Here is a 17,329-nt window from a genome sequence, read left to right as displayed (position 1 = left end):
TACGGGAGGGCAGCGTCGACCAGCTTCTAAGGGCAGGCTAACCTAAGGTCATGAGAGCTGGTGAGAGCACTTCCAGTGCTGTGGCTGCCCCCGTGGCTGCCGGTGTGCCCCGTGCGCGTGGCCATGGGCTGACCGCCGAGGGGGTGACCGTGGCGTACGGCCGGGTCGACGTCGTCCACGCTGCGGGCATCACCCTGCGGCCCGCCGAGGTGACCGCACTCGTGGGACCCAACGGCAGCGGGAAGTCGACGCTGTTGCGCACGCTCGCCCGGCTCCAGACGGCGCGCCACGGCTCGCTCACGGTCGATGCGGGAACGGATGAGGCCACCGACGGCTTCGCGCTCGGCGCCCGCGAGTTCGCGCGGCGCGTCGCGCTCCTGACGCAGTCCCGGTCCACGCCGGGCGGACTGACCGTCCGGGACGTCGTCGACTTCGGCCGCTACCCCTACCGGGGCCGTTGGGGCCGGCCGGACCCGCGCGGCACCGCCGCGGTGGACCGGGCGCTCGGCCTCACCGGCGTGGAGGACCTCGCCGGCCGTGGTGTCGAACAGCTCTCCGGCGGACAGCTCCAGCGCGTGTGGCTCGCGAGCTGTCTCGCACAGGAGACAGGAGTGCTGCTCCTCGACGAGCCGACCACCTACCTCGATCTCCGTTACCAGGTCGAACTCCTCGACCTGATACGCGATCTCGCCGACGACCACGGGATCGCCGTGGGCGTCGTCCTCCACGACCTCGACCAGGCCGCGGCCGTCGCCGACCGCGTGGCCCTGCTGCACGCCGGACGCATCGTCGCCGACGGTGTGCCCGAGGACGTGTTCACGCCGGAACTCCTGTCGGACGTCTACGGCATCCGCATCGACGTGGGCACCGACCCCTCCACCGGCAGGCTGCGCACCCGCGCGATCGGCCGCCACCACTCCAGATCCGAAAGGCTCAGCACCTCCTCATGAGACGCCACCTCCTCGCCACGGCCACCGTCGCCGTCGCCGCCCTTTCCCTGGCAGCCTGCGGGACCACGGAGCCGTCCTCCGACGACGCCGCGGCTTCGAAGAAGCCCGCAGGGAAGATCACCCTCACCGACGCCAAGGGCACGAAGGTGACCCTCGACGGTCCCGCCACGAAGGTCGTCGCCACCGAGTGGAACGTGGTGGAGGACCTGGTCGCCCTCGGGGTCACCCCCGTGGGCGTCGCCGACGTGAAGGGCTACACCGCGTGGAACACCGCGGCCCCGCTCACCGGTGACCCCAAGGACATCGGCACCCGCGGCGAGCCGAGCATCGACACCGTCGCCGCGCTCGCACCCGACCTCGTGGTCGCCACCACCGACCTCGCCCCGGCCGTCGTGAAGCAGCTCCGCAAGGTCGCGCCCGTCCTGGAACTGACGGCCGCCGACGGCGCCGACCAGATCGGCTCCATGACGGAGAGCGTCGACCTCATAGCGAAGGCCACGGGCAAGGAGACCGAGGCGGACGCCCTCAAGAAGGACTTCGAGGCGAGTCTCTCCGACGGGAAGAGGGCCCTCGAGGACGCCGGTCTCGGCGGCGCCGAGATCGCCTCCGCCGACGGTTACGAGGCGTCAAACCAGGTCTCCATCCGCGCTTACACCGGCACGTCCCTCCTGGGCGCCGTCAACGAGAAGCTCGGCCTGAAGAACGCCTGGAAGGTGAAGGGCGACGCGAGTTACGGCCTCGCCACCACCGACGTCGAAGGCCTCACCGGTCTCGGCGACGTCCAGTTCACCTATGTCGCCAACGACGCCGACGGTGACACGTTCACCGGCCCGCTCGCGAAGAACGCCGTGTGGAAGTCGCTGCCCTTCGTGAAGGACGGCAACGTGCACCGGCTGCCCGACGGCGTCTGGATGTTCGGTGGTCCCCGCTCGATGGAGGCGTACATCGACTCCCTCGTCGACGCGCTGACGAAGTAGCGCGCCGTGGCCGTCATCGACAAGACCGCGGTCGGCCGTGACCGCACCACCGCGGCCACGGCGGGCGCGGTCCCCGTGGCGGCCACGCTCGTGCTGCTGGTCATGGTCCTCTCCGCCGTCGACATCACCCAGGGCACCGCGGATGTCGGCGCGTCGGAGGTCTGGAACGCCCTCACAGGCAACGCCGACGCCGGGGACGCCTCCGTCGTCATCGCGTCCCGGCTGCCCAGGATGGTCGCCGCCGTCCTCGTCGGACTGGCCCTCGGCATGGCCGGCGCCGCCCTCCAGGCGGTCAGCCGGAACGTGCTCGCCGCGCCGGACACCCTCGCCGTGAACGCCGGCTCCTACCTGGCGCTCGGGGTGCTCGCCGTCACGGGAACCACCCTCCCGCTCCTCGCCTCGTCGGGCGCCGCGTTCGTCGGCGGGCTCGCCGCCGCGGCCGTCGTGCTCGGGCTGTCCGGGCTCGGCAAGGGCACCGTCCGCCTGGTTCTCGCGGGAACCGCCCTCGCTCTGGGGCTGAACGCGGTGACCGATGCTCTGCTGCTCCTCTTCCCGCAGCAGACCGAGGGGCTCTACCGGTGGAACCAGGGGAGCATCGGCCAGAACGGGTTCGACGGCGTCGTCCAGATGGCACCGGTCATCGTCTTCGGCCTGGTCGGACTGCTGCTCGTCGCTCGCCGCGTCGACGCTCTGGCCCTGGGCGACGACGCCGCTCGGGGGCTGGGTGTCCCCGTCCGCGGGACCCGGGTCACCACAGTCGTGCTGGCCACGCTGCTCTCCGCGGCGGCGGTCACGCTCGCCGGTCCGATCGGCTTCGTCGGCCTCTGCGCGCCCGCGCTCGTCCGCCCGCTCACCCGTCGGTTCCGGGGACTCGTCCGCTCCCGGGTGAGCATGCCCGTGGCGGGTCTCGTGGGTGCCGCGCTCGTCCTCCTCTCGGACGTCGTGCTGCGCGCGGTCGTGCCCGCCGACACCGCCGTGGAGGTGCCGACCGGCGTCGTCACGACCCTGGTCGGCGGAGTGTTCCTCGTCGTGATGGCGCTCCGCACCCGGGACACCGCCTCGGCGGACGCGCCGGACCGTCTGCGGATCCCGGGGCGGAGGGCGTTCCTCGTCACCGTGGCCGTGCTCGCCGTCGTCCTCGTGGGGGTGCTGCTCGCGGCCGTTCTCCTCGGCGACTCGAAGCTGCTGCTCGGTGACGTCGTGAACTGGGCCCAGGGCCGCGCGGGCCGGATCGTCACCTTCGTCCTCGACACGCGGGTGCCCCGGGTGACGGCCGCGCTCCTCGCCGGTGCCGCACTCGCCCTCTCCGGCACCCTGGTGCAGGCGGTGACCCGCAACCCGCTCGCGGAACCGGGCATCCTGGGGGTCTCCGGAGGCGCCGGTCTCGGCGCGGTCCTCCTGGTCACCACCGCGCAGTCCCCCGGCTCGTGGGAGGTCGCGGGGGCGGCGTTCGGCGGGGCGGCGGTCACCGCGACGCTCGTCTTCGGACTGGCCGCGCGGGGTGGGTTCCGTCAGAACAGGCTGGTCCTGCTGGGATTCGGGGTGTCCTCCGCCGCGGCCGCGCTGATCAGCCTGGTCATCGTGCTCAGCGACCCGTTCGACACCACGAAGGCCCTTACCTGGCTGTCGGGCTCGACGTACGGGCGGACCATGCCCGATGCGGTGCCGGTCGCCGTCGTGCTCGCCATCGGCATCGTCGTGGCGGTGACACGCCGCCGGGAGCTGGACCTCGTCGCGCTCGACGAGGACACCCCGAGGCTCCTCGGCCTCGGTCTGCCCCGGGCGCGTCTCGGCTTCCTCGTGGTGTCCGTCCTGCTCGCCGCGACCGCGGTGGCTGCGGCGGGGACGATCGCCTTCGTCGGGCTGGTCGCCCCGCACGCGGCGCGCGCCCTCGTGGGGCGACGGCATGTACGGGTGGTGCCGGTCGCCGTCCTCCTCGGAGGGCTCCTGGTCTGCCTGGCGGATCTGGCAGGGCGCACGGTCATCGCACCGGCGCAGCTCGGCGCCGGCCTGATGACGGCCGTCATCGGTGCGCCGTACTTCGTCTACCTGCTGGTCCGCACACGGCGCTGACACCGGGCGGGGCCCGGCCCGTCGCCGTACCCGTGGTGCCCGCCTCGCCCGCCGGGCACCAGTCACGGGGAACCCTGCTCCGAGGCGCGTTGCGACGGGCTCGGCGCGGCGCCTCTCCGGAGAGAATCAGCCACGTACACGCGCACCCGTCAGAAGGAGTCTCCCGTGTCCGTCCGCAGGGTCGTGCCCGACTTCCGTTCGGAGGCCATGGAGGAGTGCCGGGACTTCTACGAACTCCTCGGGTTCGAGGAGTTCATGAACCACGGATGGGTCATGACGATGGCGTCTCCCGCCAGTCCCACGGCGCAGGTCACCTTCATGAGCCATGACATGACCGCACCGGTGGTGCCGGACATGAGCGTGGAGGTCGACGACGTGGATGCGGCCTATGCCGTGCTCCGCGAGAGCGGCGCGGAGATCGTGCACCCCTTGCGGGACGAGGAGTGGGGCGTACGCCGGTTCTTCGTCCGTGACCCCGACGGCCGGGTCGTCAATGTGCTGAGCCACCGATGACCCTGTTCGACGGACGCGGTCCTGTCCGCTTCGGCGTCGCTGCGGCCCCGGCCCTCAGCCGCCGGGCGTGAGCCCGAGCGGGCGCACCCTGCCAGGGTGTTTCCGTATCGGTGCAGGCTCGACGAACCGTTCCCCCACCCATCCCGCGCACTGCATTCGCCCCACCGGTCCGCCGTTCGTGCGAAAGAGTGCGGCGGTCCGCGCGTTCGGAGCGGATGGAGAGGGGCCGCGGCCTTGGATGGGCGAGGGGTGGTGGAACTGAGCGATCCGCAATCGAGGTCCCGGGACGGGGACGTCCGGAGGTGTCGCGTGACCGACCTCCAGCTGTCGGTCGTCGTGCCCTGCTTCAACGAAGCCGAGGGCATCGGGTCCTTCCACGCGGCTCTGGTCGCCGTCCTGGAGGGGCTGGGAGAGACCTTCGAGATCTGTTACGTGGACGACGGCAGTCTCGACCGCACACGCCTGCTCCTCAGCTCCTTCGCGGCGCAGGACGAACGGACCCACTACACGGCGTTCAGCCGGAACTTCGGCAAGGAAGCCGCGATACTCGCCGGTCTCCGCATGTCGCGGGGTGACGCCGTGGTGATCATGGACGCCGACCTCCAGCACCCACCCGAGCTCATCCCCCGCATGCTCGAACTGCACCGGCACGGCTACGACCAGGTCATCCCACGCCGCGACCGCTCGGGTGAGGGCCTGGTCCGCAGCACACTGAGCCACGCGTATTACGCGGTCGTCCGCCGCTGCGTGGACGTGGAGCTCCTCGACGGATCGGGTGACTTCCGCCTGCTGTCCCGGCGGGCGGTGGAGAGCGTCCTGTCCCTGCCGGAGAGCAACCGATTCTCGAAGGGGATCTTCTCCTGGATCGGCTTCGACACGGTCAGCTTCCGCTACCGCAACAGCGAACGCGTGGCCGGCCGGTCGAAATGGGGAAACAGGCGGCTGCTGAACTACGGCATCGACGGGCTCCTGTCCTTCAACAACCGTCCGCTCCGCCTGGCCATCTACACCGGCCTGTGGGTGTTCCTGTCGGCGCTGGCGTACGCGGTGTGGACCGTGGTGACCGTCGTCCTGCACGGCGCCGACACGCCCGGTTACGCCACTCTGCTGACCGCCGTGGTGGCCCTCGGTGGCATTCAGCTGGTCACTCTCGGGGTCATCGGCGAATATGTGGGGCGCATCTACCAGGAGGCGAAGCACCGCCCGCCGTACGTGGTGCGGGAGACCGACGGGAACTGTCCGGCGCCGTCGCACCGCCCTCCTCCCCCGGTCACCCCGGAGCTGCACGAGCTCGCCCCCGTGCGGCCCGGCACCGCGCGCCAGTTCGGCAGTTTCGTCCTGGTGGGGTGTGTGAACACAGCCGTCTACTTCGCGGTGTACGCCGTTCTGAACCGATGGATTCCCTATCTGACGGCGCATGTCCTCGGGTACGGGGTCGGTATCGTGTGTTCGTTCCTGCTGAACTCCTACGTCACCTGCCGGACGAAGCCGACCTGGCACGCGTTCCTGCGTTATCCCGTGTCGAGCATCGTCAATCTCGTGGCATCGGGAACCCTCCTCTACGGGGCTGTCACTGCTCTCGGCGTGGACAAGAACCTGGCCGCTCTCGTCGCCGGTGTCCTCGTCACCCCGGTCTCCTTCCTGCTCGCCCGGTGGGCCATCCTGTCGGGCCGTCCCCAGGCATCCGCGTCGTCCGGGGCAGCCACGTCGGCCGTGGCAGCCGGGGTCGCCCGACAGCCAACTGAACGCGCGGTCGGCGTGCCTGTCCCCGCGCACCCCCTCCCGTCCTCCGAGAACCGCCGGTGAGCGCGGTGTCCGGCCACACACCGGACTCCGCGGTCCCTGACCCTCCGCACACGGCGGCGGAGCGCCCGGGCGCCGTGCGACGGAATGACGTCGAGGGCCCGCAGGGCGTACCGCCGCGGCCGGAACACGCCACCCGGCCGCGCTCGCGGACCTCGCTCTGGGTGACCGCGCTCTCCCTGCCACCCCTCGTTCTGCTGGCCGCGGCAGTGTGGTTCGGCCGGTGGGTCCGGCCAGGGGCGGACGACTGGTGCTTCCTGCCCGTGGTGCGGGACGACGGCGTCACCGGTCTCGTCAGCCGGTTCTACTTCGAAGACAACGGCCGGGTCACCAACGCGGTGCTGGTCGGCGCCTACGCCGAGTTCCAGGTCGCGGGCCACCAGTGGTTCGGCCTGGTCAGCGGTGTGCTCACGCTCGCAGTGCTGTGGGGGGCGACGGTGGCCGCGCTGCGACGCGGGCGGCTCACCGTGCCGCGCGGGCTGCCGCTGCTGGTGGCGGGCATGGCGACCGCCCTCTTCCTGTTCGCCACCCCCAACACGTACAAGACGTTCTACTGGCCGGCCGCATCGGTCTCGCACACGATGCCACCGGTGCTGGCCTGCGCCGCGCTGATCCCGTTCCTGACGGCTCGCTCGCGCCGGAGCAGAGGTGCGGCCGTCGCTCTCGTGCTCTGCGCCGGTCTGGCCATCGGCACCCTGTCGGAGGAGACCGCGATCGTCGTGGCGGTGCTGCTGGTCACCGCCCTCCTTCTCAGCGGCCGCGGCACCGCCGGTCCGTCCGTGCGCTTCCTCCGCCTCTGGTGCGCGGCGGGTGTCACCGGCGTCACGGCCGGGATGCTCGTCCTGATCACCTCGCCCGGCTCGCACACCCGGCGGGAACGGTTCGGGGCGGGTACGACGTCGTTGATCGCGCCGGAGAATCTCGCGGCCTCGCTGCGTGGGTTCGCGGAGATCGCTCTCAGCGTGGTCACCAACGGGCAGTACGCCGGAGCGGTCGGAGTGGGCGTGCTCCTGGGGCTGCTGGCCCGGCGTCCGGACCGGAGTGCGGTCGTCCTGCCCTCCCGGTGGCCGCTGACGGCCTGCGCCTGCGTAGCCGCGCTCCTCGTGTCCGGCTACCTCTGCACGGTCATCGCGTATCCGGTGTTCCAGGATCGGGTGAGTGCTCCCAGCTCGAACCGGGTCTGGAACGATTACCTCCTGGTGTACGTGGCCCTGCTCGTCGGCCTGGGTGCGCTGCTGGGGGTGGCGGCCCGGCGGCGTGCGCGGCGGACCGGTCTCCTGAAGACCGCGTGCGGGGTGCTCTGCGTCGTGGTCTGCTTCGGCCAGGCCGTCACGTTGCTCGACCTCGACGCGAACATGCGTGCGCGGGCCGGGAAATGGGATGCCCAGGACCGGCGGATGCGCACGGGGGCGAGCACCGGTGCCCAAGTCCTTCCGTACGAGCGGCTCGTGATCAGCCAGATGCTGGAGCCGTTCAGCAGGCGGGAAATCTCCTACTGGCCGGGCGGCTGCGTCGCCGACTACTACCGGATCGACCGCATCACGGACGCCACCCTGTCCCCCGGCCGGAGGTAGGCCGGACGTTCCGTGCTGCGGTGGGCCGGGTTGCCGCCTGGCCCGACGGTCTCCTCAGTGCCTGTCGCCATCCTTGCGTTGATCAAGCTCCGCACGGCTCATCCCGTCCGCTCCCCCATCCCAGCGGCGTCATCAGCGTCTGTGCGGGAAAGGGGCCGGCGATGCGGCGACCGGGCCGCGGGCGCGGGCGGCCTCAGGAAGGAGAGCCCCCGACACCCGTCACCGGCGAGGACTCCGGCTCCGGCAACGGCAACGGCTCGCTGAGCTGCTCGCGCATGTAGTTCCAGACCACCCCGACAAGCGCGGCGACGGGGACGGCGAGCAGGCTGCCCACGATCCCGGCCAGACTCCCGCCCAGCGTCACCGCCAGCAGGACCACCGCGGCGTGCAGGCCGAGCCCGCGACTCTGGATCATCGGCTGGAACACGTTGCCCTCCAGCTGCTGCACCACGACGATGACGGCCAGGATGATCAGCGCGTCGGTCGGTCCGTTCGACACCAGGGCGATGAGGACGGCGACGAAGCCGGCGAACAGCGCTCCCACGATGGGCACGAACGCCGACACGAAGGTCAGCACCGCCAGCGGCAGCACCAGCGGCACTCCTACGATCCACAGACCCAGGCCGATGAGGACGGCGTCGAGAAGACCGACGTACGCCTGGGAACGCACGAACTCGCCCAGGGTCGCCCAGCCGCGCTCGGCCACGGCGGGTACGTCACCGGCGAGCCGGCCGGGCAGCTGACGCGCCAGCCACGGGAGGAAGCGGGGGCCGTCCTTGAGCATGAAGAACATCAGGAAGACCGCCAGGACGGCGGTGACCACACCGTTGACCACGGTGCTCACGCCGGTGACGACCGTGGTGACCATGCTGCCGACACTGTCCTGGATGCGAGTTGTCGCGGAATCGAAAGCACCGGTGATCTGGTCGTCGCCGATGTTGAGCGGCGGCCCCGAAGCCCATTCCCGCACCTGCTGGATGCCCTCGACCACGCCGTCGGCAAGCTCCCCGGACTGGGAGGCCACCGGTACCGCGATCAGCGCCACAGCTCCTGCGGCGATCAGGAGGAAGAGCACGGTCACGAGCGAGGCCGCGAGGGCCGGAGGCCATCCGCGTCGGCGCAGGAAGCGCGCGGCGGGCCACGTCAGCGTGGTGAGCAGCAGGCCCACTATGAGCGGCCAGATGACCGACCACATGCGACCCATCAGCCACACCGCCACCGCAGCCATGACAAGGACGAGAAGCAACTCGCCTGAGACACGCGCCGAAGTGCGGAGTGCGGCGCGTGTCTTGGTGGAGCTCAGCGTGACAGACATGCGGGTCACCCTATTAGCCACCGGTGACTCTCCCGGACCACTCCCGCCCCGGCACAGCGGGACGGCCCGCGGTCGCAGGTGACCGTTCCATCCCGCTTCTCCGCCGCCCCGACGAGCTCTCCGCCCCCTCCGGACGAGTCGCGGTCCTGGTGGCTCAGCGCCCCCACGGACTCCAGCGGCCGTGAAAGGCAGGCGGCGCGGAGCGGCGACACGGACCGCCCGGCGGCGCCCGACGACTCGGTGCCACGCCGCAGGTCGGAGGGTGACGGTGTGGCACCGAGGGAGGCGAATCAGAGCAAGCCGGTGACGGTCACGGTGATGCGGGCCTGAGCCGTCGGCACCTCGGGGCACATCGCCGCCAGGCATGCCTCGACCGCCAGGCGGGTGGCCCTGGCGACATCCACGGCCCGGGCCTCGCGCAGGGAGACGATCTGGACGTCCACGTTCCAGGGGGAGTCGCTGTTCTTCCGCTTCATCCTCAGACCGCTGGTGCGCACACTCGCGGACTCCGCGGTGGGCGCCAGCGCGGTGCGCAGTTGCCGGGCCACCCCCGGTTTGAGGAAGGCCACGCCCTCCACGGCCAGCACTGCCTCGGCGACCTCGTCGGTGAGCGCCCTGTGTTCGGCGTTCCGCGTCATCGGCTGCGGCCTTCCTCGGGCTCGTCGGTCGCATCGGTCAGATCGGTGATCCGGATGTCGATGCTCGTCAGGACCATCCACAGCCGGTCGTGGACCCGACGGAGCACGCGTCGGCGGACTTGTTCGCCGAGCTCCTGGAGTTCCGCTGTGACGGGAGCATGGATCTCGAGGAGCACGTCGATCCGGGAGGGATCCGAAGCCGGTTACTGCGCGGGAGTGATCCTGCAGGATCCGGCTCTCACCCCGGCGACGGTCTCGGCTGCGGCACGGACGGTTCGGGCTGCCACCGCCTCCATGATCCAGAGGTCCTCGTCCGGTTCACCCAGCGGCAGTGGGTGTCCGGGGAGCAGTTCCAGGCGGACGACGTCCATCACCCTCTGTGTCAGGGCAAGGGTGTCGTACGGCTCGGTCACAGGCGGTTGTGCGCTCAGGCGTCGCACGGAGGACTGCAGCGCATCGAGCTCCTCCACAGCCTCGCGGCAATGGGGCAGCCCGGCGTGTGCGGATCGGCCGTCCCCTGTTCCCAGGTGTCCCGCGTCGAGGAGCGAACGGCCGCAGGGCAGATGTTCGTCGCGGCCGCTCAGGACAGCTGTCCCGGCGGCGTGGTCGTGGCGGGTGCCATTCTTGTCCTCGACCATGCCCCGAATGGGGAGTACATTACCCCTGGGGGTATTTCATGAGGAGTTGTCGTGGTGGAGCTTGACCTGGCGGGAGCCGAACTGAAGTCGGTCCTCAACCGGCTGCGCAGGGCACAGGGCCAGATCTCCGGTGTGATCCGGATGATCGAGGAGGGGCGGGACTGCGAAGAGGTCGTCACCCAGCTTGCGGCCGCTTCGCGTGCGCTCGACAGGGCCGGGTTCGCGATCATCGCCACCGGGCTGCAGCAGTGCCTGACCGGCGTCGAGGAAGGCCTCCGCTCCGAGGAGGACCGGGACGAGATGCGCGCCCGGCTGGAGAAACTGTTCCTCTCCCTGGCCTGAGGTTCGGGCGGCCTCCGTGGTCAGACGAGCACGTCGACGAGCATGAGGGCCGCCACCGCCAGCAGCACACAGGCGAAGATCCGCTGCAGGGCCGTGCCGGTGATCTTGGCTGCGAGCCGTTTGCCGTCCCAGGCACCGAGGATCGCGGCGCCGGCGAAGGGCGCGATGACCTCCCAGCGCAGGTCGCCGCCGGTTCCCGCCCTCGCGGTGAGAGCGGCGAGGGAGTTGACCGTAATGACGAGCAGGCTGGTGCCCACCGCCTGCCTCATGCGCAGTCCGAGGACGCCAACCAGGGCGGGCACGGCAAGGAAGCCCCCGCCCACCCCGAGGAAGCCCGTCATCGCACCGAGCCCCGCCCCCGTACCAACCGCCTTGACCGGCGCGGTCCTCTCCGGCGGCTCGTTGCCGGACGGCTTCAGCATCCGCAGAGCCGCGAGGGCGGCGACCGTCGCGAACGCCGCGGTGAGCGCGGTTTCGGGGACACGGCCGGAGACGGCACCGGCGAGGAACGCCGGAACGACGCCGGCCGCTGCGAACAGCGCTCCCGTCCTCCACGCCACGTTCCCGTCCCGGGCATGGGTGTAGAGGGCGGTGGCCGAGGTAGCCGTGATGATGATCAGACTCGCGGAGGCGGCTGACACGGCCGAGAAGCCGAGCAGATAGATCAGGGCCGGAACGGCCAGGACGCTCCCACCACCGCCGAGCGCTCCGAGGGCGATACCGATGACGGCTCCGGCGAAGAGCGCGAGAATCAGGGTGCTCACGTTATCGAGCCGCGGTTCCCGCGCTCGTCGACGACGGGGTGCCCGGCGGCGGCCCAGGCCCTCATGCCGCCCCTGACGTCCACGGCGTCCGCACCCCGCCCTGCGAGAAGCTTCGCCGCCTGCTGCGAGCGGTGCCCGCTCCGGCAGATCACCACCAGCGCGCGGCGCCGCGCCACCCGAGGAAGCGCTGCTCCGGCGACCAGCCCGGTCAGCGGGGCGTGCACCGCCCCCGGAGCGTGGCCGGCCCTCCATTCGGATTCCTCCCGCACGTCCAGCAGGATCTCGCCGTACCGATCGCCATCGGTACGGCTGCGTGCCTCGTCGGCCGAGAGGCGCGCGTCGTTCTTCCGGAACAGGGACATCCCGTCCGTCTCCTTTCTGATGGGAACGTCGGACTCAGGCGGTGACGACGGCGAGGCCCGCGTTCTTCGCGGCGTCGAAGCCGTCGTCGACGGCGACCACGTCCCGCCCCACCGCGTCGAGCAGCGACGCGGCGATCCCGGCGCGCATGCCTCCGGCGCAGTGCACCCACACCGTGCCCGAGGGGATCCCGTCAAGGCGGCCGTGCAGTTCGTGGACCGGAATGTGCACCGAGTCCTTGATCCACCCGGCAGCCCGTTCGGAGTCGCGGCGCACGTCCAGCACCACGATCGGACCCGGCCTCGAGATCTCCTGCGCAAGTCCCGCGAACGTGGACCGCGCGAAGGAGCCCGGTCGCTCCCCCGGTCGCAGCCAGGCCTCGGGGCCGCCGGTGGCACCGGCGGCCGGACGGTCGACACCGACCCGGACCAGCTCCCGCTGTGCGGCGGCCAGTTGATCGGCGGACTCGGCGAGCAGGGTGACCGGCTTGCCCCACGGGATCATCCAGGCCAGATAGGTGGCGAGTTTGCCGTCCGCCTCGAAGTTGAAGGAACCCGCCACGTGGCCCTCGGCGAAGGCGACCCGGTTACGCAGGTCCACGACCCACTCCCCCGCCGCGAGCCGTCCCGCGATCTCGTCTGCGTCCGCGAGGGCGGGGGGCGTCAGGTCGACGGGCGCGGGCCCGCCCGCGTTGGCCGGGCCCATGTACGCGTAGTACGCCGGCACGGCCTCGAGGCCGGCCAGCAGGTCGATGACGAAGGTGTCGACGTCCGTGGTGAGAGCGGTGTTCGCGAACTTCTCCCTGCCGATGGTGGTGGAGTCACCGTCCGCCTGCGCGGAGGAGCAGAAGCTGCCGAATCCGTGCGTGGGCAGCACCGCGGTCTCGTCCGGCAGCCCGGACGCCAGGCGGCGGGCCGAGGCGTGCTGGGCCCGGGCCAGGTGTTCGGTGAGCCGCGGCTCCACCAGATCGGGGCGGCCCACGGTGCCGATCAGCAGCGATCCGCCGGTGAACGCCGCCACCGGGCGCTCTCCGTCCCGCAGTACGTACGAGGTGTGGTGCGGCGTGTGCCCGGGCGTGGCCATGGCCGCGAGCGTGAGACCGGCATCGACGTCGAAGGTGTCCCCGTCGGCGACGGGCACCCGCGCGAAGGCGACACGGGCATCGGCCGGGACCAGATAGGCGGCTCCGGTGATCCTCGCCAGCTCCGGGCCGCCCGTCACGTAGTCGTTGTGGATGTGGGTCTCCACCACGTGGGAGATCCGCACTCCCCGACGGGCAGCGGCGGCCAGCACGCTGTCGACGTCCCGGGGCGGGTCCACCGCGACCGCCGTCCGCTCACCCCCGGCCAGGTAGCTGCGGTTGCCGAGGCCCTCCAGCTCGATGGTGTCGATGAAGAACACGCCGATACTCCTTCCGCTCAATTTACCCCCCGGGGTATTTAAATCACCGTAACACTTGTACCCCCGGGGGTATATTCCAGCCAGGGGTCGACCGCCTCGGCCGCCGCCTGCGCGGCGGCGCTGCAGGAATCGGTCGAGCTGACGACCTCGTGCGCGATCGGCATCGCCGCAGGTCAGCAACTTGCCCCGTCACCGTGCACGAGCTCGACAGACCTGTCCCGTAGCTACTGGTCGCAGGTGAGACGATCTTGCGGCGTCTTGTGTGATCACGGCATCGGAGCCGTCCCGGACAGCCCCGATCACGTAGCTGCGCCCGGCTTCGGCAAGCTGGTGACGGCCCTGCGCCGCGAAGGTGCAGATCCGGTCCGCAGGGGCCGCCCGTGGACGCCTCCGCTGAAGGACCGGGTGCCGGTAGGCGTACTGTCGCACGGACCTGACGCTGCGCCGGCTCGCCCCGCTCTTCGGTATCTCCAAGGCTCGTGATGCCCCCACCGCCGCAATGGCGAAGAGCTGTCCGACTGAAAACAGGCCCACAAACAGGTCCGCGCCCGCATCGAGCCCGTCGTCGCCCGTATGAAGACCTGGAAAATCCTTCGCGACTGCCGCCTCCAGGGCGACCGAGGTTGAGGTTGAGCAGGGCGATTCCGGGCAAGGCGTGGTCCATGCCTTCACCGGACCGAGCAGGAATTCGATGCCACGCATCTGCCGGTGGACCCGCCGGCGAATGGCCGGCCCCTGCGGGAGGCGGCCGAGCGCGAGGACGACGCAGAGGCGTGGGATGAGCTGGGGTGCTAATGAGCTCGACAGGAGTTGGAGTCCACGCTGACCATGCTCCATTCGCTCCGGCCATCGGCATCGGCGCCTGCTTGGACGGCCCGCAGGGGTGGCTCCAACCGTGCCCATTCGCCGTCAGAGAGAGGAATCCGGTTGCCGGGTGGACTACGCGGGCAGCAGGACCGTCTTCAGCGCGCCGTCCTCGACGGCCGTGGAGAGGATCTCGTAGGCGCGACCGACCTCGGCGAAGTCGAGTTTCCGCGTGATGAGCTGCGACAGGGAGTCCAGGTGCTTGGGCGCGAGCGCTTTGAGCAGCCAGGGCGTGGAAGACGTGTCGACCTGGCCGATGCTGATCGTGACGTTCTTGCGCCACAGTTCTTCGAGATGCAGGGTCACCGAGGCGCCGTGCATACCGATGTTGGCGATGTGACCACCGGAACGTACGGCTCGGGTGCACAGGTTGAAACTGTCGGGACTTCCGGCCGCCTCGATGACCACATCGGCTCCAGGCCCTTCCGCCAGCTCCGCGATCAGTTTTCCCGGAAGCTCCGCCGCGTCGGCCCCGAGGCCGGCGGCGATGTCGAGGCGGCGGGGCGAGAGGTCCACCACGACGGCCCTGGCGGGGGTGTACATCCCGGCGATGACCAAGGCTGCCAGTCCGACGGGCCCTGCCCCGATCACGGCGACCACGGCGCCGGGGCCGACTTCTCCGTTGCGGACCCCGAGTTCGAAAGCCGCGGGCAGGACCTCGGAGAACAGGACGGCGGTGCTCCTGTCCAGGGTGTACGGCAGCTTGTGCGTGGAATGGTCGGCAAAGGGAACGCGGACGAACTCCGCCTGGGTGCCGTTCACCTCGTGGCCCAGGAGCCACCCTCCACCGTACGCGCACTGACCGTACGCTCCTTCGTTGCACCTCACGCAGTGACCACAGGCGGAAATGGACGACACGATCACTTCGTCACCCGGGGCCACGGCGTGTACTTCGGGGCCGGCTTCCACGATCTCGCCGACGGCTTCGTGCCCCAGGACCGTACCGGGCTTCACATCGGCTGCGCCCTCACGGAGCGTGAGCAGGTCTCCCGTGCACACGGTGGTGGCTTCGACCCGTACAAGGGCATCGGTCGGCTGTTCGATCACAGGGTCGTCGACGGACTCCCAAAGCCCCCGGCCAGGGCCGTGATAGACGAACGCGTGCACCACAATCACCTCTGCAAACCTCGTCGGCCGAAAGTGCCGCAGCGGATCTCTCTTCCAGTCTCGGTGCGTCGTGCGTCTCGTGCGAGAGACGGACGGGGCAACCCGCCGGGTCGTTCGGACCCCCTCCCGTCAGGGGACGGCCCGGTGCTGTCGCCCGGCCGCGGAGGAGGGGTGGGCCGGTCGGCCCATCTCCGTGCGTCGGACGGCCCTTCAGGGTCTTTGCCGCCGCGCGCAGACTCGGGAGAGACCGTCGGCCAAGGCATCTGCAAGGACAACGGCATCTCGGAATGGTGCCTGTCGCGGACGCGGAGACCGGAGCATAGCCGGAAAGACCGTGACGCCATGTCTTCAGCGATCTGGAAGCGGGGGTGGAGCGCTCACCCGCTTCGTCGGCGGATCGACGTCCTCGAAGCGAGGCTACTGCTGGTCCTGTGTGCCGTGGTCGTCGGCTGCGCCTCGATGATCGGCGTGGCACAGGGCTGGGCGGCCTACGACCACCAGAGGTCGGTGGCTTCCGAACAGCGGGCCGACCGCCATCTCGAACGGGCCCTGGTCCTGAGGGACGCCGCCCGCCCTTCTCCCTGGGCGGACGAGTCGGGCCGTACGGAGCGCGTGCCGGTGCCGGTCCGTTGGACCGGTGCCTCCGGCGCACCTGTCACACAAGACGCGCCGGTGCCCGTGGGCACACAGCGCGGGGAGCACACGAGCCTCTGGCTGGACCGTCAAGGTCGCGTCACCTCCGCCCCTTCCGGGAACGGTGACGTGTGGACCGGGGCGCTGGCGGAGGGAGCGGGCAGCGCGGCCGTCGTCGCGGGTGTCGGAGCCCTGGCGGGGCTGGGCGTACGTGGCGTGTGCAACAGGCGCCGCGCAGCCGACTGGGAGACCGAGTGGAGCAGGGTGGAACCGCAGTGGAGTCGACGTGACTGAACTACGGCCGGTCGAGCCGGACGACGCGGGGGCCGGACCGCGCGTGCCCTACCAGGGGAGCCTGTAATGACTGTTTCGCCTCACACCGTGAGCGATCTCATGACACACACCGCCGTCGCCGTCGGGAGCCGGGCCTCGTACAAGGACATCGTCGAGCTGATGAACCAGTGGAAGGTGAGCGCCTTGCCGGTGCTCGTCGGCGAAGGGCGGGTCATAGGTGTGGTGTCGGAGGCGGATCTCCTGCCCAAGGAAGGCAACCGTCCTGCCGCGACGTCGGCGCCCGGTGACCCGGCGTCCATGGACGCCGGCAAGGCCGACGCCTTGTTCGCGGAACAGCTCATGTCCAGCCCGGCCGTCACGGTCCACGCGGACGCGACGATAGCCGAGGCGGCGCGGATCATGGCACGACGGCATGTGAAGCGTCTGCCCGTGGTGGACGGCAGCGGGCTGCTGCAAGGAGTCGTCAGCCGAGGTGATCTGCTGAAGGTCTTCCTGCGGTCCGACGAGGAGATCGCCGCCGAGGCACTCGGCGTGCTGGGCGGGATCGAGGCTGCCGCCGGTATGGGCGTACAGGTGTCCGACGGCGTGGTCACCCTGGGTGGAACCCTGTCCGATCGTTCACTGGTCCCGCTGATCGCCCGTGCCGTCCGTGCGGTGGAGGGCGTCATCGACATACGTCTCGACCTCAGCGACCGTGACGGCCACGACCGCGCGCGGGGGGCGTGGCACGCAGCCGGGAGCGCGGAATGAGCGGCAACGCACCCACGGACTCGGCACCCAGCCTGCGGCGCACGACCTCAAGCACGACGTCGACTTCACCCAGCTCCGCGACCAGGTCCTGCCCGCCGGCGGTCTCGGCCGGGCGGCGGGATCCCGTGTCACCTGCGCCCGGTAACTCCCGTGGGCGACGTCCTCAGCAGTCAGCACCCTCCTGGCGACCAGTATCTGTCCGACGTGGTCCGCGATGTCGTTGCCCAGATCAAGACCGGCGGCCTTCGGGCTCACCTCCGCGCTGCCCCTGACCGGTCGGATGGTCGTCGGCCCCGAGTGACCTGCGGACTCCGGAGCGCGAAGAGCCACCGT

General features: G+C 70.7%; 17 protein-coding genes and 2 pseudogenes. 10 read left to right on the top strand and 9 right to left on the bottom strand.

Annotated features, from left to right (window positions below; translation table 11 throughout):
* Window positions 1–50: 50 nt before the first annotated feature.
* The 6 genes from ABZ441_RS22750 (at window position 51) to ABZ441_RS22725 (ending at window position 7,890) form a co-directional block, all read left to right on the top strand.
* A complete protein-coding gene (locus tag ABZ441_RS22750; RefSeq protein ID WP_358977184.1) occupies window positions 51–950 on the top strand; it encodes an ABC transporter ATP-binding protein in 900 nt (299 codons plus the stop codon).
* Window positions 947–1,927: an iron-siderophore ABC transporter substrate-binding protein gene (locus ABZ441_RS22745; protein ID WP_358977181.1), complete on the top strand. Its 981-nt coding sequence runs from the start codon at window positions 947–949 to the stop codon at window positions 1,925–1,927. Before ABZ441_RS22750 ends, ABZ441_RS22745 begins: the two co-directional genes overlap by 4 nt.
* A 6-nt stretch (window positions 1,928–1,933) precedes the next feature.
* Entirely contained in the window at window positions 1,934–4,000 is a 2,067-nt protein-coding gene (locus ABZ441_RS22740) for an iron ABC transporter permease (protein WP_358977178.1), read from the top strand.
* 165 nt (window positions 4,001–4,165) lie between these two features.
* A complete protein-coding gene (locus tag ABZ441_RS22735) occupies window positions 4,166–4,513 on the top strand; it encodes a VOC family protein (RefSeq protein WP_358977175.1) in 348 nt (115 codons plus the stop codon).
* Window positions 4,514–4,822: 309 nt separating this feature from the next.
* On the top strand, window positions 4,823–6,319 hold the full coding sequence (locus ABZ441_RS22730; RefSeq protein ID WP_358977172.1) for a glycosyltransferase: 1,497 nt from the start codon (window positions 4,823–4,825) through the stop codon (window positions 6,317–6,319).
* A 74-nt stretch (window positions 6,320–6,393) separates the two neighbouring features.
* A complete protein-coding gene (locus tag ABZ441_RS22725; protein WP_358977169.1) occupies window positions 6,394–7,890 on the top strand; it encodes a DUF6056 family protein in 1,497 nt (498 codons plus the stop codon).
* A 193-nt stretch (window positions 7,891–8,083) separates the two neighbouring features.
* Here ABZ441_RS22725 and ABZ441_RS22720 read toward each other — a convergent pair whose 3' ends face one another.
* From ABZ441_RS22720 to ABZ441_RS22705, 4 genes are all read right to left on the bottom strand, one after another.
* The gene (locus tag ABZ441_RS22720) at window positions 8,084–9,205 is read right to left on the bottom strand and encodes an AI-2E family transporter (RefSeq protein ID WP_358977166.1); all 1,122 of its coding nucleotides are present in this window, start codon (window positions 9,203–9,205) and stop codon (window positions 8,084–8,086) included.
* A gap of 290 nt (window positions 9,206–9,495) precedes the next feature.
* Window positions 9,496–9,843, bottom strand: a complete 348-nt coding sequence (locus ABZ441_RS22715; protein ID WP_358977163.1) for a hypothetical protein — start codon at window positions 9,841–9,843, stop codon at window positions 9,496–9,498.
* Window positions 9,840–10,019, bottom strand: a complete 180-nt coding sequence (locus ABZ441_RS22710) for a hypothetical protein (RefSeq protein ID WP_358977160.1) — start codon at window positions 10,017–10,019, stop codon at window positions 9,840–9,842. The genes ABZ441_RS22715 and ABZ441_RS22710 overlap by 4 nt, the downstream gene beginning before the upstream one ends.
* Before the next feature lie 27 nt (window positions 10,020–10,046).
* Window positions 10,047–10,481 (bottom strand): hypothetical protein, encoded by a 435-nt coding sequence (locus ABZ441_RS22705; RefSeq protein ID WP_358977157.1) that lies wholly within the window; start codon window positions 10,479–10,481, stop codon window positions 10,047–10,049.
* Between the two features lie 54 nt (window positions 10,482–10,535).
* Here ABZ441_RS22705 and ABZ441_RS22700 point away from each other — a divergent pair, with 54 nt between their 5' ends.
* Window positions 10,536–10,823, top strand: a complete 288-nt coding sequence (locus ABZ441_RS22700) for a metal-sensitive transcriptional regulator (RefSeq protein WP_205021521.1) — start codon at window positions 10,536–10,538, stop codon at window positions 10,821–10,823.
* Window positions 10,824–10,843: 20 nt separating this feature from the next.
* Here the strand turns inward: ABZ441_RS22700 and ABZ441_RS22695 are convergent, their stop codons facing one another.
* Genes ABZ441_RS22695 through ABZ441_RS22685 form a run of 3 tightly spaced genes read right to left on the bottom strand, consistent with a single transcriptional unit; the run spans window position 10,844 to window position 13,348 of the window.
* Complete coding sequence (locus ABZ441_RS22695) at window positions 10,844–11,587, bottom strand: sulfite exporter TauE/SafE family protein (RefSeq protein WP_358977154.1); 744 nt, start codon at window positions 11,585–11,587, stop codon at window positions 10,844–10,846.
* The gene (locus ABZ441_RS22690; protein ID WP_358977151.1) at window positions 11,584–11,949 is read right to left on the bottom strand and encodes a rhodanese-like domain-containing protein; all 366 of its coding nucleotides are present in this window, start codon (window positions 11,947–11,949) and stop codon (window positions 11,584–11,586) included. Before ABZ441_RS22690 ends, ABZ441_RS22695 begins: the two co-directional genes overlap by 4 nt.
* A 34-nt stretch (window positions 11,950–11,983) precedes the next feature.
* Window positions 11,984–13,348 carry an MBL fold metallo-hydrolase gene (locus ABZ441_RS22685; RefSeq protein WP_358977149.1) on the bottom strand — a complete coding sequence of 455 codons (1,365 nt, stop codon included), beginning with the start codon at window positions 13,346–13,348 and terminating at the stop codon, window positions 11,984–11,986.
* A gap of 307 nt (window positions 13,349–13,655) precedes the next feature.
* Between ABZ441_RS22685 and ABZ441_RS22680 the strand changes: the two are divergent.
* Window positions 13,656–13,975 (top strand): annotated as a pseudogene (locus tag ABZ441_RS22680) (hypothetical protein).
* 167 nt (window positions 13,976–14,142) lie between these two features.
* Here ABZ441_RS22680 and ABZ441_RS22675 read toward each other — a convergent pair.
* A pseudogene (locus ABZ441_RS22675) lies at window positions 14,143–14,262 on the bottom strand (IS5/IS1182 family transposase); the annotation flags it as partial.
* Between the two features lie 25 nt (window positions 14,263–14,287).
* Window positions 14,288–15,319, bottom strand: a complete 1,032-nt coding sequence (locus ABZ441_RS22670) for an alcohol dehydrogenase catalytic domain-containing protein (protein ID WP_358977357.1) — start codon at window positions 15,317–15,319, stop codon at window positions 14,288–14,290.
* A gap of 459 nt (window positions 15,320–15,778) precedes the next feature.
* Here ABZ441_RS22670 and ABZ441_RS22665 point away from each other — a divergent pair, with 459 nt between their 5' ends.
* Together ABZ441_RS22665 and ABZ441_RS22660 are read left to right on the top strand one after the other, a co-directional pair.
* Window positions 15,779–16,246 (top strand): hypothetical protein, encoded by a 468-nt coding sequence (locus ABZ441_RS22665; RefSeq protein ID WP_358977146.1) that lies wholly within the window; start codon window positions 15,779–15,781, stop codon window positions 16,244–16,246.
* A gap of 66 nt (window positions 16,247–16,312) precedes the next feature.
* Window positions 16,313–16,996: a CBS domain-containing protein gene (locus tag ABZ441_RS22660; protein WP_358977144.1), complete on the top strand. Its 684-nt coding sequence runs from the start codon at window positions 16,313–16,315 to the stop codon at window positions 16,994–16,996.
* Window positions 16,997–17,329 lie beyond the last annotated feature (333 nt).

This window comes from Streptomyces sp. NPDC005752 (genome assembly GCF_040630715.1).
Classification (GTDB): Bacteria; Actinomycetota; Actinomycetes; order Streptomycetales; family Streptomycetaceae; genus Streptomyces.
This window is presented reverse-complemented; position numbering and strand designations above follow the sequence as displayed.

Coding starts and splice junctions, on each gene's coding strand:
- ABZ441_RS22750 (WP_358977184.1), top strand. CDS start 51: ATGAGAGCTGGTGAGAGCACTTCCAGTGCTGTGGCTGCCCCCGTGGCT.
- ABZ441_RS22745 (WP_358977181.1), top strand. CDS start 947: ATGAGACGCCACCTCCTCGCCACGGCCACCGTCGCCGTCGCCGCCCTT.
- ABZ441_RS22720 (WP_358977166.1), bottom strand. CDS start 9,205: ATGTCTGTCACGCTGAGCTCCACCAAGACACGCGCCGCACTCCGCACT.
- ABZ441_RS22715 (WP_358977163.1), bottom strand. CDS start 9,843: ATGACGCGGAACGCCGAACACAGGGCGCTCACCGACGAGGTCGCCGAG.
- ABZ441_RS22705 (WP_358977157.1), bottom strand. CDS start 10,481: ATGGTCGAGGACAAGAATGGCACCCGCCACGACCACGCCGCCGGGACA.
- ABZ441_RS22690 (WP_358977151.1), bottom strand. CDS start 11,949: ATGTCCCTGTTCCGGAAGAACGACGCGCGCCTCTCGGCCGACGAGGCA.
- ABZ441_RS22665 (WP_358977146.1), top strand. CDS start 15,779: ATGATCGGCGTGGCACAGGGCTGGGCGGCCTACGACCACCAGAGGTCG.
- ABZ441_RS22660 (WP_358977144.1), top strand. CDS start 16,313: ATGACTGTTTCGCCTCACACCGTGAGCGATCTCATGACACACACCGCC.